Consider the following 12,498-nt stretch of genomic DNA (forward strand, 5'->3'; position numbering starts at 1 on the left):
AGTTATTCAGACTTGTTTCAAACTTGTAAACTTGCATCTGCCAAAGGAAATACGAGTTGGAATGTTACACCTTCCCTATCCTCTGAATCGCCCGGATTGCTTGGTAACAAGGTGATTGTACCGCCCTGTTTTTCAACAAACTGCTTCACGAGAGATAGCCCCAGTCCGGTTCCGCCGGTTTTTCTGGCCCTGTCTTTGTTCACGGTGTAAAAGGGTTCAAAAATCTTCTCCCGCGCCTCTACTGGGATCAGCGTACCCGAGTTATAGATGCGAATGACCGCTTGACTCTCCTGCATCCGCAGTTCGTTCTTCACCCGGATCACACCATCCGGGACGTTATACTTGATGGCATTATCCAGCATGTTGATGAAAATATGCATAAGACTCTCCCGATCACTGCGGATCACCGCCGGTTCAAGATCCAGTTCCATGTTCAGCCCAAATTTCTCGGCTTTCCCCCGCATCCGGCCACAGGCATCCTTCAGCAGAGCGCTGACCTCTACATCTTCGGCCTGGTTCTCGAAGTCATACTTCTCCAGAGCAGATAAATGTAAGACTTTCTCGACCATCTCGTACAGCCGCTCCGTTTCTTTGCCAATGTTACTCGTGGCATCATCAAGCAGTTGCGGATCATCCTTATACATGTCGAGCAGCTCCACATAAGCTTTGATCGACGTCAGCGGCGTTTTGAACTCATGGCTGATATTGCCGATATATTGTTTCTGCTGCTGCTCCAGCGCCTGAAGCTTCTCAATCGCGAGTTGAAGCTTCTGCTGCTCCGCATGCATGGCTGTGATATTTTGTTGGATCGATGTACTCATATAATAGATGCCCTGCCCTAGCTCCCCCAACTCATCCTTGCGCTTTAAAGGAGACTCCGTAATGTAGTGCCCTTCGCGAATGGAATCTGCGGACTTCTTCAGCCGGGTAATGGCGACAGCAAATCGATTGTAGAACAGGTACCCCAGAATGAAGCTAAGCGCAACAACGGCAATGCCCGCCCATATGAACAGTTGAAGGATACGGGCATAGAATTCATGATAGCTCTGGACTGGATACTGCATCCATACGGCACCCATCTGTCCATCGGGTCCATCCAACGGTGCAGCATAAAGCAAGGTATCCCCTTGCTCATGGTAGGCAATTTTATTTTGCAATGCATAGTTGAGCGTATCCTGAACAATCGCACTCTCCCCAGAGCTGATCGATGAACCGACTTGCTGGCCTTTCATATCATAGAGCGCTATCGGCAATCCGGTAGAGTTGGCCAGTTCCTGTGCAAGCCTACGGCCGTTTTGTTGTAAAAAAACGTCCTGTTCGAGATGAACGGACTCTGTATAGTAGGCCTGTCTCACATTCAAATTCACCAGACGTGTCTGCTGCGATAGAATTCCCTCGATCTGTGACTGCTGATTGCGTTCAATACCGCGTAGTACCAGTGAACTGAGCACCACCACGGTCAGGATAAGTAATGCCGCCAGAAAAACACTGAATTTCAGCTTGATGCTGACTCTCATACCGCCCCGCCCGTTTCAGGCGCAGCGGCTTTGTAGCCAATCCCGTATACCGTCTGCAATTTTTGCTGATCCGTATCTCCAATTTTTTTACGCAAACGCTGGATGTGAATGTCCACGGTCCGTGTGCCACCTGCATATTCCATGCCCCACACCCGATCCAGCAGATCGTCTCGTGTGTACACACGCTCGGGATTGGACATAAGAATCGTCAGTAGGTCAAACTCCTTCGGTGTCAGTTCCAGCTTCTCTTCATTTACGGTCACCGTGCGGTGAGCGACATGGATACGCAGTGTGCCATTTACAATGGCCTGATTCTTCGAATCGTCAGGTGGTGGACTGCTTTTCTCGACACGGCGCATCAATGCTTTTACCCTTGCGAGCAGTTCGCGGATCTCGAATGGTTTGGTCATGTAATCATCGGCGCCCATTTCCAAGCCAACGATTTTGTCTACGATATCATTTTTGACGGTCAGCAAAATAATGCCGATATCCTCCCGGTCCTCCAGCCTGCGGCATACGCCGTATCCATCAAGCCTTGGCATCATCACGTCCAGAATCATGACCTGTGGGTGAAACGATGCGACCTTGACCAAGGCCTCTTCACCGTCACTCGCAGTCTCTACTTCATATCCTTCGCGCCGCAGCGCGTAAGCAATGGCACTGACGATGCTTGATTCGTCATCTACCACGAGCACTCTTTTATTCATAGGATTCATCCTCTACGTTACACGAGATAACTTCAAGTGCAGTACCGTCTTCTGATCGCTGTTAGTTGATAAAGGGCGTAGCATATGCTTCCGAAGTAGCTTTCTGACAGAAAGCTTTGAACTTTGTTTCTTCAGACTGGTTCTGCACTCTTTGTTTTCGTGTAAATATTCAGTTCTTTTTATTTATGTTAGCAAGGTCTATGTTAATTGGCTATGGATGAGTTATCAATTTGTATGAGAAGCTCATGTCCTCTCAGCTTGGACGTTGCTCTACTTTCTTTATACCCCAAAGGCAACAAAAAGAGCCAACCCGTGATTTGGATTAGCCCTTGGTCTGTAGATTCCTAATTCATAATGCTGTATTGGCAACCGTTTTTGATCTCCTCTGCATCTACTCCTCAAATGACAGATTGAGCGGCTCGTCCGACATCTCATACTCTGTCTCCATGTGCGTCAGCGGTGTGTTCAGATCAACCTCCTCGAAGCGGAAGCTGTCGACCCACACTTTTCCTTTGCCGTTCAAAATAACCCCGAATGAAATGACCGCGCTGCCTTCCGGCACATCAAGCACAATACTATACTGGTTCCATGGCTGCGTACCCGTAATAGGCCGATCGTGCATGTTATCGAACTGAAGCACATCATGCACGTTATTATCCACCCGCATCCATAATCCGCAGAACGCGTCCACACGCTCGGTCTTCACGAATCCCGATAACTTCATCCGCTTACCCACATACTTGTCCGCTCTGAACTGTTGCATCATCGTTGCGAACTCGTTAGGCTCCATTGGCGTAACTGCTTTCAAATATCCTGAAGCTTTCCCCTGATGCACTTCGGCAGGATCGATGCCCATCTCATAATTTTGCGGATGACTCCCGGTTAACATCCAACCTGTAATCGTTGACGGTTGATTCATCTGTAATTCTCCTCCTCTGGTTCTTCCTGCGAATAATTTCAGATCGAACAGTTTGCGAAAACGTCCTGGTGGTATGCCATATAATTTGCGGAATGCGCGGGTGAAGGCTTCCTGACTCTCAAAACCACATGCCAGGGCGATGTCCAAAATGCCTGCATCCGTCGATCGCAAGCTCGTGGACGCCAGACTCATCCGTCGGTTCCGGATATAATCCACCACGGTCATGCCCACCTCATTACGAAAAACACGGTGGTAGTGATACGGCGATAACAATGCCTCGGATGCCACTTCTTCCAGCCCAATCTGCTCATGCAGATGAGTCTCAATATAGAACAAACTATGCTGAATCATTTCACGGTAACGGCTCAACTGAGGTAAATCCCCCTTCCATATCCTTACTATACGTGAATGAGTTATCTCCGTTTTGATCATTTCTGCTAAAAAAAACCGATCAAGGGCTCGAACCCTTAATCGGTTTTTCGTATCTTCACTATTTCATTTATACCGCAGGCACAGGTTGCGCTATACCATGATCCTCTTCGTCATGATCCACAAGCGCATGTTTCTCCCAAGCCCGGCTCTTCCAGCGGAAGTACATGATGAAGGCACGTGTCCATTCATCCGCTGCAATGGCGAGCCAGATGCCCGCCAGCCCCATATTCAGCTGGAATACAAACAGGTAGCCCAGTGGCAGACTCAGGCAGACCATGGAGATCAGCCCCATGTACACCGGGAACTTGGCATCCCCCGCTGCACGCAGCGAGTTGATGATGACAATATTGGTGGTACGTCCGGTCTCCAGTACAATACTCAGCAGAATAACCTGCGCAGCAATGCGAATGACTTCCGGATTATCCGTGAACAGACTCACCAGTGGTACGCGGAATGCAATGACCACCAGATCGACGGCAATGGTTACGATCATGGCCCATTTCACACTTTTCCAGACCCGGTGATAGGCCGTTTCCTGCTGCTTCGCACCAACGAGACGTCCAACCATAATTGCCGTTCCCATCCCAATCGCAAGACTGAACAGATAGATATAGGATGAGATGTTGGTTGCGTACTGGCGAGAAGCCAGCGCTTCAGCGCCCAGGAATGTAGCATAGAAGAAAAAGACGAGCTGGCATGAGTGGTACATGATCTGTTCCACTGCGGATGGTACACCAATCTTCAGAATCTTCATGACATAATTTTTCGTAAATTGCAGATAGAATTTGAGTTCTACTCGCACTTCCGTCACGCGATACATCAGCCAGAAGAAGATTAACAGGCAGACAAAACGACTTACAATCGTCGAGATGGCTGCACCCTCTACACCAAGAGCTGGCATGCCGAAGTGACCAAAGATCAAAATGTAGTTTAAACCAACGTGAAGCACGTTCATAAATACGGAGACGTACATCGTCTCTTTTGTGAATCCATGCGTACGAATGATCGCAGCCAGTGAGTTGATTAGCGCCTGAAGGAAAATGGCTCCACCAACGATGTGCATATACGATTTGGCATAGACGAGAATTTCGCCCTGCACATTCATTTTCTCCAATAAAAATCCGCCAAACACCAGGAATGCTCCACTGAGCAATAGCCCCACCACAAGGTTGAGCGTAATCGCCATACCTGTGATTTTGGCTGCTTCATACAGCTTCTTCGATCCGATATATTGGGCGACCACAATCGCTGCCCCGTTACCAACGACCTCCAACAGCAGTATGGCAATTGAAATAATCTGATTCGACGCCCCGATTCCCGCCACGGCATTGTCTGATACGGAACTGATCATCAGCGTATCGACTGTACCCATCAACATAAATAGAAATACTTCCAGAAAAATCGGCCAGGTCAGTGTGAACAAATTAAGCTGTTTGCCCTGTTGTTGTGTCCCGGTCTCTGTAACGGCTGCACTCATGATGTCACCTCTTTAAACTCCGTAAAATGGATATTGCTCTATGATTTCCGACATCGTAACTAATTGTTTCAAAATGTAAACAAAGGGTATAGTAGCACAGTCTTTCTGAAAAAGCATCTGCTTTTACGAAAATATTTTTATTTTTTTCAAAAATATTGAAAATGATTGGAAAAGCATGAAAAAGCCTGGACGATATTCGCCCAGACTTCGGTTTGGAGTTAATTCATGGTTGTATTTCATGATGAATGTTCCGCCATGCGTGCTCTATTTTATTTCACAGAACCTTGTGTAACCCCGTTGATGATCCATTTCTGTGCAAACAGGTAGATGATAATCATCGGAAGCAACGCGAGCAGGTAGGATGCAAACGCAAGGTTAAATTCAGTATTGAACTGTCCTTGGAATACATACTGTACCAGCGGCAGCGTGTATTGTCCCGGATCACTGATAATAATGAGTGGCAGCAAGAAGTCGTTGTACGTGGACAGACAGGTCAGAATACCAACTGTGGCACTGATGGGTGCCATGAGCGGGAAAATGATTTTCCAGAACGTGCCCCAGGTTGTCGCCCCGTCCACAAACGCCGCTTCCTCCAGTGCTACCGGAATGGACCGGATGTAGCCAACGTATACAAATACGTTGAATGCCAGGCCATAAACCGTGTGAAGCAGGATCAGACCTACCAGATTTGTCATCTCCAGCGATGCGGTCAGCTTAACAATCGGCAGCATGATGATCGGGAACGGAATGAACATCGCGCTGACGAAGTAATAATAGAGTCCTTTGAAAAACTTGCGTTTCTGCATATTCCGCGCAATGGCATAGGCCACCATCGAGTTACTGAGCAACGTCAAAAGCACGGTGGATGCGGTAACGATCGCACTGTTACGGAAGGATTGGAAGAAGTTCGTCATGTCGATAGCCCTCGCGAAATTCTCCCAGTGAAGCGTTGTCGGAATGGCGAAGACCGATTGGGCCATCTGTTCCGGATTTTTCAAAGCAATCGTAACGGTCATATACAATGGGAACAGGATAAACAGGGTACCCAGCACAACGAGCAGCATAACGAGCCAATTGATTCGTGTACGGCTTCTCATTACAGATCCATCTCCCTTCTTTGCAGGAACCGGATTTGCAGAATTGAAATCACCGCAATAACGATGAAGTAAATAACCGAGTTCGCAGATTGATATGCATATTCGCCGCCTTCAAATCCGCCGGTGTAGATCAGATGGGAGATGGATTGCGTCGCCCGTCCGGGACCACCGTTGGTCAAGGCTACGATTTGGTCGAAGACCATAAGTGAATTTTTCATCGCCAGCACCATATTAATGGTGAAGAAAGGTGCAATCAGCGGGAAAGTAATGCTCCAGAATTCACGCCATTTGCCTGCACCGTCGAGATTGGATGCCTCGTACAGTGTCGTTGGTATCGTTTGCAGACCAGCCAAATACAGAATCGTATTCAGGGCCACCGATTGCCATACGGCAACAATGACGATACCGATCCAAGCCAGACTTTCGCTACCGAGAATGTTGGTGGATAGCGCATTGATGCCCAGATTTTGTCCCCAGATCGGGAATACGTTGGAGAACAGGTAGTTAAATATGTAACCTACGATCAGTACGCTCAGAATATTGGGCAGGAAGTAGATGCCGCGGAAGAAGTTACGGAACTTGATCTTGGCATTCAGCCCGAGTGCAATGAGTAAGCTCAGGATATTGGTCAGGATCGTCACCACGATCGCAAATTTGAATGTAAACCAGTAGGCGTTGCCTACATTATCATCCTGGAACAAGTTGAAATAGTTTTTGAAGCCAACAAAATCATACTCTTTCCCGAATCCGTTATAATTCGTAAATGAGTAATAGATGCCCTGGAGAGCCGGCAGCGTCATAAATACGAAGAACAATACTACCGCCGGGACCGTCATCCAGTAATAGGGTGCGATACGCTTGTTCATATTCCATCCTCCTTCAGACCAGGCCTAGCGCCGATTGGCAACCTTGTCCCATTCTTTGTCGAGTGTATCTAGATAGTTGTCGATGTTTTGGTTCTGCAAAAAGGACTGTACGATGGAATTCAGCTGCACCGCAGCCGGAATATAGTGATCGGCAAAGTCAATGACCTTACCCTGCTCAATATATGGCATCAATTCCTGTACAGCAGGATCATCCTGCTTCACACCTTCGACCGCAGAGAACAGCGTCTGCTCGTCAATGTATCTTCCGATATTTTCAGGCTCTAACAGAAACGCAATAAACGTCTCTGCCTGCTCGCGATTAGGCGTGTCCGCCGCAATGGTAAACAGGGAGTCGATCCCGTTCACCAGCTTGATCTCGCTTGCATCGTTGCCTGTTGGGAATGGGAAGAAACCGATGTCAACATTCGGGTTCGCTTTGCGAATCTCCGAGATGGCCCAGGTTCCCTGGATGTACATAAAGGCTTCACCGTTAGCAAAAGCACGGTTACCGTCCGAATAGGCTTTACCAAAGTTATCGCCGTGACCGTACTTCATGAGTTCCAGCTGCTTCTCGGCTACCTCGCGGTACTTCTCCTTGAAGGTCACTTTGTCATCGCGCCGCTCCTGGTAGAAATCAATACCGACCAGATTGGAGCCAAGTGCATTGAAGGGCAGGCTCGTCTGCCAGTCATCCTTGTATGTGAAGTAAAATGGAACCTCACCTGCATCCTTGATCTTTTGGGCGGTCGCAATGAGTTCATCCCACGTCTTGGGTACGTCCAATCCCATTTCCTTAAACAACGTTTTGTTGTACATGATGCCGTTTGCATTAGTCGCGTAAGGAATACCTGTCACTTCGTCCATGCCTGTGAGATCCTTCAGCATTTGTATGTAGTTCGGATCAATCGTCTGGAGTAATGAACTATCCGTCAGATCGGTGAAAATATCACTCTGGGCAAGAATAGAATAGGTGTCGGTTGCACCCATAGCCATAATATCCGGTATATCATTTTTGACGACACGTGTCTTTAATACCGTCTCCGCATCGGGTGGATTCACCTGTGTCACCTGGATATCGTCATGCTCCGCGTTGAACGTCTTAATCAATTCATCAAAGGTTGTTTTGGCTTCAGGCTTGTTCTGGAAAAACTCAATCTGCACTTTGCCATTCGCGCTATCCCCACTGGTACAGGAAGATAGAAGTACAGCCATCATTCCACACAGCAACATTGTCCCGAGAGCCTTGGTAAGCGTTGTTCTCATGTTGTACCTCCCTCAGCTTTATAAATTGAACTAATGTGATTTACACGGTGTCACTCCGATTGCAGTACCATCTTCCGATCGTTGTTATCCCCAGATTTTTTTTGATTCCCTTCCTGAAAGGGAAAATCCGGTGATAAACACGCACACTACGCTTCTTCAGATTGGTTCTGCACTCTCTGTGTTCGTGTATATCTTAGTTTCACTTTATATACGTAAAGATTTACCCATTCAAATGGTGAAATAGCCATTTGGTTAATCCTTCCAAACCGACTTCAATCTGAATGGATGATATACGTCTTTATTATTTCTAAAACGATTTCGGTAAAAATGAATCACGGCAGTTCTTCCCATGACCTGAATCAGGGATAACAAAAAGGACACTGGATGATATCCAATGCCCCTCATTTAATAAGCTTATATTCAGCCACTGTAACGCTTTTATCCAACCTATTAAGAACGCCCAACCTTCGGCAAAGCATTGCGTAAACGCTTGGCTCGATAACTCTGATATGCACGAATCAACATGCCAATGATAATCATGACCACACCGATGTTAATTGCGACATCAGCGAGATTCAAAATCCCGCGTCCTGACGGAAATACGAGGAAATCCGTTACCCGGGCATAGATAAATCGATCGATTGCATTTCCCAACGCCCCGCCAACCATAAAACCCGCGCCAGCTTGCATCCAGAAACCGCGAATCTCACCTTTACTCCGGTAATACAGCATGCCTGCTATGAACAGAACAGCAATCACACCAAACAGACGCGCATTTCCCTGAAACATGCTGCCCGCCATTCCACTGTTCTCGTAATGCTGTAACTGCATGCCCGAGTTACCCAGTCTCATGACGTCGCCAACTTCCATATACATCCTCACTGCAATCTTGGTTCCCTGGTCCACCAAAGTCACCAGCAGTGCTACAAAATAAAACAGCATCGTGCTTCTCCTCCTGCCTACGTAGCAATAACTTATTTTAACTTTAAGAGTTATGTATATTAGTTTCCCTTCACTTTACCACAGCCGATGTACGGTCTCCAAATGAACGGTCTTTAACCACGCAAATAACGTCCACTAACATCGTTCAGACTGCATCCAGAAGGGACTACACCAATCCATGTCGAATGTAGACATCAATCATATATGTAAAGGGGCTGCCTGTAATTTGAACCTGACCATGACAGAGAAATTAAAGGAAATGCAGCAGGAAGAAAAGGACTTGGTATTTGGCAAATTTGATTCTGAAACGGCGCTTAACCTTGGCCTGCATCTGGTCGAAGAAGCGAAGCGTCGTTCCCAAGCCGTGACCATCGACATAACCCTGAAGGGACATCGTCTCTTTTTGCATGCGATGGAAGGCACTCATCCCGACAACGAAGACTGGATTCGCCGTAAGAACAACGTAGTGAATCATTTCTCGTCCAGCTCTTGGCACACGGCTCTACGCCTGAGAAACGAGGACCAAACGCTTGAGCAAGACTTCAATCTGCCTTCATCGGACTATGCCCTGGCCGGTGGCGCTTTCCCGCTGATTCTGGAAACTGAGGGACAGGTCGGCACCATTACAGTATCGGGTTTGCCTGATGAGGAAGACCATGATCTGGTCACGACAGGCATTCGCTCGTTTTTGTTGCAGCAGAGTTAGATTAAATGGAGCCAAAAAAAGCCCACCTGATCAATATAGATCAAGTGGGCTTTACTAGCTAAAGCAGTGCTCAGGACGGATTTTTGCTTTTCATAATATGGTACACATTGCTAAAGCTGCCGGAGAGAATGCCTGTAATCGGGAATATGGCCCAATTGATATCCCACCGTTGATATACAAAGCCTGTGAACAAGAAGATGGCTGTCGCCAGCGGCCATACAATCGCTTCCATGGCTCTCACAATTTTTACTTCTTGCTTCTTCTCTACCGTCAACTGGTGCTTCTCCAGCAAGTTCGTGTAAGCCCCCTGAATATTACCGTAATATACAAACAGGAATGCTCCTACCCCAGCCATAACCATAAAAGCAGATACACCATAAGAGGCGTAGTTATCATTGATAGATGAGGCTGCGAAAATAAACACAGGAGACAGAATGCACAGGCAGACACCCGTAATGATGGCTATACGATAAGTCAGAGCGAAGCTCTCCCGACTATGCTGAATACTCATTTTAAGTGTATAAGGAAGCTGGAAGCCCTTCTCCATATGACTGAAGCGTTCAAGCTTCATGCCACTGTGAATGAACATGCCTACCGCAATGGCAATCAGCACGAACATGCCGATCAGGCCCAGTACAGCCCCCGTTTCCACCGAACGGTTTGCAGCTGAAGTGGCATAGTTCTCAAATAAAGTATCCATGAAAATCAGAAACGCCACACCCGACGCGCACAATAAAACACCCAGCCCGATCCAAAATCCGGCATTTCTTTTTGCAGTGGTATATGCGTAGGCTTCTTCTTCCGTCAGCACAGGTACTGCCTCTTCCGCACTGACTGGTTGAATACCGAGTTCTGCAGTTAGCTCCTCAATATTACCAAATTCTGAGATTACAATACCGATGGCTTCATTCTCTGACTTGCCTTCCCGCTTCAACTCCAGGTACTTATCTTCCATCCCCGAAAGGAGCTCCTGCTTCAGATGCTCCACCTCGGGTGTCTTCGGTAGACCAGCAAACATGTTCTCCAGATACACCATAATTGTCTCCATGTTCCGTCACAACTCCCTGATAAATAGATTAACAACCTCCTGCGTAACCTTCCATTCCTCACACTTTTCTCTGTAATAGTCGAGGCCGGGCGGCGTAATCCGGTAATAGGTACGACGCTTTCCCAAACTATTCTCATCTAGGTAAAACGATTCAATATAACCGTTCTTCTCCAATCGGGTGAAGGCCGAGTATAATGTCGTCTCCTTCATGACGTACTTTTCCTCTGTCAGCTGCCTGATGTTCTTGGAAATCTCGTAGCCGTACGACTCCCCTTCGAGCAACATGTAGAGGATCAGTGTATCATTGTAGCCACGTATAACGTCACTGCTGATCACAAAAGATACTCCTCCTCATTACTTCATCTGTCGTAGTAGTTGAAGTATAGCACAATTTACTACGACAGGTGAAGTAGTTATTCCAAAAATGGGCAATAAAAAATCCGTACCTGGGATAGGCACGGATTTTCTTCTTTTTCCTGTAGTTAAATTCTTGCGTTTTATTGGATCGCTGAGAGAACGTCCAGCAGCATGGATTTGAACTTGGGCCGATCAATGGCTTCACAGACACGTACATTCGGCTCTTTGCCAAAACGTCCGTTGATATCGACCACGCTATATCCACGTGTCAGTTCTCCTGCCGCTTCCACGTCCACATAATACTGACCCGACTTGGTCATGATGGATTCATCTGCCGCTACAGCCATCAACAATGTATCCGGATGAGTGGTGCCATTGAGTTTATGTACCGACTTGTTGAACTGCATAACCACTTTGTTGATTGCAGTGAAGAAATCGGCACCCGATGTACCTAGAGCCGCAATCTCTGCATGATCGTCATCGTCCATCACTGAATATTGCGTGCACATCTCCCACCCAACCATCGTGATCGGAATGCCTGCATGCAATACAATTTTCGCTGCTTCCGGGTCCACGTAGAAGTTATACTCGGCTGCCGGTGTGATATTGCCGAGTGCATTATTGGTTCCGCCCATGATGTACAGGTGAGCAATCTCCGGAATAATCGTTGGGTCCTTCTGAATCGCCATTGCAATATTAGTCAACGGGGCAATCGCCAGAAGTTCAATTTCACCTGGATGTGCATGCACCTTCTCAATGATAAAATCAACCGCATGCCCGCTCTCGGGACGCTGATCTGCCTTCGGGAAATGCGCGCCGCCCATACCATCATCGCCATGCACATCTTCCACTGTCCGGTGCTGAGCTTTACCGTAGGCCATTAGCGGACGCTCGCAACCTTTATACACAGGTACCTTGCCGCCATGTCCAGCAACCTGTACCGTGTACAGAGCATTTTCAACCTCCTGGTCGAATTGTACGTTACCGCCCGTAATGGTGATGCCTTCCACCTGAAAGTGGTGCAATGCCGTCAGGATCGCAATCGTATCGTCTCCTGCTGTATCTGTATCGATGATGACTCTTCTCATGATGCCGCGCTCCTTCTTCCGTTTGATATTCATTTAGAACAAAAATACAACATTACACTTAATAACTCTGCGTACAGAA

The 12,498-nt window shown here is 47.4% G+C and carries 12 protein-coding genes; 1 reads left to right on the plus strand and 11 read right to left on the minus strand.

What is annotated here, in order from left to right:
* Nucleotides 1-17: 17 nt before the first annotated feature.
* The 8 genes from HF638_RS09295 to lspA all read right to left on the minus strand — a co-directional run bounded on the left by HF638_RS09295 (nucleotide 18) and on the right by lspA (nucleotide 9,220).
* Complete coding sequence (locus HF638_RS09295) at nucleotides 18-1,517, minus strand: sensor histidine kinase (protein ID WP_169479942.1); 1,500 nt, start codon at nucleotides 1,515-1,517, stop codon at nucleotides 18-20.
* Nucleotides 1,514-2,224 carry a response regulator transcription factor gene (locus HF638_RS09300; protein WP_169479943.1) on the minus strand — a complete coding sequence of 237 codons (711 nt, stop codon included), beginning with the start codon at nucleotides 2,222-2,224 and terminating at the stop codon, nucleotides 1,514-1,516. The genes HF638_RS09295 and HF638_RS09300 overlap by 4 nt, the downstream gene beginning before the upstream one ends.
* 391 nt (nucleotides 2,225-2,615) lie before the next feature.
* Entirely contained in the window at nucleotides 2,616-3,512 is an 897-nt protein-coding gene (locus HF638_RS09305; protein ID WP_169479944.1) for a helix-turn-helix transcriptional regulator, read from the minus strand.
* A 130-nt stretch (nucleotides 3,513-3,642) separates the two neighbouring features.
* A complete protein-coding gene (locus tag HF638_RS09310) occupies nucleotides 3,643-5,052 on the minus strand; it encodes an MATE family efflux transporter (protein ID WP_169479945.1) in 1,410 nt (469 codons plus the stop codon).
* 269 nt (nucleotides 5,053-5,321) lie between these two features.
* Entirely contained in the window at nucleotides 5,322-6,149 is an 828-nt protein-coding gene (locus HF638_RS09315) for a carbohydrate ABC transporter permease (RefSeq protein WP_169479946.1), read from the minus strand.
* Nucleotides 6,149-7,015, minus strand: coding sequence for a carbohydrate ABC transporter permease (locus HF638_RS09320; RefSeq protein WP_036606633.1), 867 nt, complete (start codon nucleotides 7,013-7,015; stop codon nucleotides 6,149-6,151). Before HF638_RS09320 ends, HF638_RS09315 begins: the two co-directional genes overlap by 1 nt.
* Nucleotides 7,016-7,039: 24 nt before the next feature.
* Nucleotides 7,040-8,230: an ABC transporter substrate-binding protein gene (locus HF638_RS09325; RefSeq protein ID WP_481856148.1), complete on the minus strand. Its 1,191-nt coding sequence runs from the start codon at nucleotides 8,228-8,230 to the stop codon at nucleotides 7,040-7,042.
* A gap of 498 nt (nucleotides 8,231-8,728) precedes the next feature.
* Complete coding sequence (lspA, locus tag HF638_RS09330; protein WP_169479947.1) at nucleotides 8,729-9,220, minus strand: signal peptidase II; 492 nt, start codon at nucleotides 9,218-9,220, stop codon at nucleotides 8,729-8,731.
* A 226-nt stretch (nucleotides 9,221-9,446) separates the two neighbouring features.
* Here lspA and HF638_RS09335 point away from each other — a divergent pair, with 226 nt between their 5' ends.
* Complete coding sequence (locus tag HF638_RS09335; protein ID WP_248278084.1) at nucleotides 9,447-9,926, plus strand: heme-degrading domain-containing protein; 480 nt, start codon at nucleotides 9,447-9,449, stop codon at nucleotides 9,924-9,926.
* Nucleotides 9,927-9,996: 70 nt separating this feature from the next.
* Here the strand turns inward: HF638_RS09335 and HF638_RS09340 are convergent, their stop codons facing one another.
* The 3 genes from HF638_RS09340 to HF638_RS09350 form a co-directional block, all read right to left on the minus strand.
* The gene (locus HF638_RS09340) at nucleotides 9,997-10,974 is read right to left on the minus strand and encodes a permease prefix domain 1-containing protein (protein ID WP_169479948.1); all 978 of its coding nucleotides are present in this window, start codon (nucleotides 10,972-10,974) and stop codon (nucleotides 9,997-9,999) included.
* 6 nt (nucleotides 10,975-10,980) lie between these two features.
* The gene (locus HF638_RS09345) at nucleotides 10,981-11,310 is read right to left on the minus strand and encodes a PadR family transcriptional regulator (protein ID WP_017691704.1); all 330 of its coding nucleotides are present in this window, start codon (nucleotides 11,308-11,310) and stop codon (nucleotides 10,981-10,983) included.
* A gap of 161 nt (nucleotides 11,311-11,471) precedes the next feature.
* Entirely contained in the window at nucleotides 11,472-12,419 is a 948-nt protein-coding gene (locus tag HF638_RS09350; RefSeq protein ID WP_036671600.1) for a nucleoside hydrolase, read from the minus strand.
* Nucleotides 12,420-12,498: the final 79 nt, after the last annotated feature.

The organism is Paenibacillus sp. SZ31 (assembly GCF_012912005.1).
GTDB lineage: Bacteria > Bacillota > Bacilli > Paenibacillales > Paenibacillaceae > Paenibacillus.

What these genes read in the sequence shown, in the direction of transcription:
- HF638_RS09300 (WP_169479943.1), bottom strand. Translation starts at nt 2,224, where the DNA reads ATGAATAAAAGAGTGCTCGTGGTAGATGACGAATCAAGCATCGTCAGT.
- HF638_RS09325 (WP_481856148.1), bottom strand. Translation starts at nt 8,230, where the DNA reads ATGATGGCTGTACTTCTATCTTCCTGTACCAGTGGGGATAGCGCGAAT.
- HF638_RS09310 (WP_169479945.1), bottom strand. Translation starts at nt 5,052, where the DNA reads ATGAGTGCAGCCGTTACAGAGACCGGGACACAACAACAGGGCAAACAG.
- lspA (WP_169479947.1), bottom strand. Translation starts at nt 9,220, where the DNA reads ATGCTGTTTTATTTTGTAGCACTGCTGGTGACTTTGGTGGACCAGGGA.
- HF638_RS09315 (WP_169479946.1), bottom strand. Translation starts at nt 6,149, where the DNA reads ATGAGAAGCCGTACACGAATCAATTGGCTCGTTATGCTGCTCGTTGTG.
- HF638_RS09320 (WP_036606633.1), bottom strand. Translation starts at nt 7,015, where the DNA reads ATGAACAAGCGTATCGCACCCTATTACTGGATGACGGTCCCGGCGGTA.
- HF638_RS09295 (WP_169479942.1), bottom strand. Translation starts at nt 1,517, where the DNA reads ATGAGAGTCAGCATCAAGCTGAAATTCAGTGTTTTTCTGGCGGCATTA.
- HF638_RS09340 (WP_169479948.1), bottom strand. Translation starts at nt 10,974, where the DNA reads ATGGAGACAATTATGGTGTATCTGGAGAACATGTTTGCTGGTCTACCG.
- HF638_RS09350 (WP_036671600.1), bottom strand. Translation starts at nt 12,419, where the DNA reads ATGAGAAGAGTCATCATCGATACAGATACAGCAGGAGACGATACGATT.